This is a genomic window from Secundilactobacillus angelensis (genome assembly GCF_012641075.1).
Taxonomy (GTDB): Bacteria; Bacillota; Bacilli; order Lactobacillales; family Lactobacillaceae; genus Secundilactobacillus; species Secundilactobacillus angelensis.
Map to the genome: position 1 here is coordinate 1 of NZ_JAAXLJ010000066.1, position 674 is coordinate 674.

The 674-nt window shown below is 43.3% G+C and carries 1 protein-coding gene; it reads right to left on the minus strand.

Annotated features, from left to right (window positions below; all coding sequences use genetic code 11):
* A partial coding sequence (locus HC026_RS13195) for a transposase (protein WP_168926204.1) occupies positions 1–674 on the minus strand: 674 nt, incomplete at both ends.

Here is a 674-nt window from a genome sequence, read left to right on the forward strand (position 1 = left end):
CAGTTGAAACCATCTGAACGATATGAAAACGATCCACAACTATTTTCGCATTTGGAAACAGACGTGGGACTAGATTGATGTACCCAGCGTTTAAGTCTAGGGAAATGGTCTTTACTTGTTGACGAACCTGAAGTGAGAAACGCTCAAAATATTTCGTTATTTGATAAGAGGTACGCGATGGCAGAATAGAGCCGATTTCGTGATGATCACTGTCTCCCCAGATGAAGTTCATCTTATTGGTCGCCTTAAATTCATCAAAAGCCAGGTGTTCTGGCAACCAGGTTGTTTGATGGTAATTGTGAAGTTCAGCTTCTTCATCAATAATGCGTTGAACGGTTTTATCAGAGATGTGATAACGTTGACTGATATCAGTGAGAGAACGGTTTGAGAGTGCATCAAATAGAACCTTTTGGCGGACTGGTTCACTAACGACACAATGCGGACGGACGTAGTCGGTCCGATTTTGAAAGATGGCGGTGCAGTGCTTACAGCGAAATCGTTGACAGCTAAGTTTTAAATACGTTGGTCGGTAGCTAAAACTCGGAACGATGATACGTTCCTGATCAAACCCATAACGGACGATCCGGTCACTAAAGCCACACTGAGGACAGCGTTCTGGAAGGACGCTTAACTTGGCATAATAAACTAGCGATGTAACACCTTGGATTGGTTCA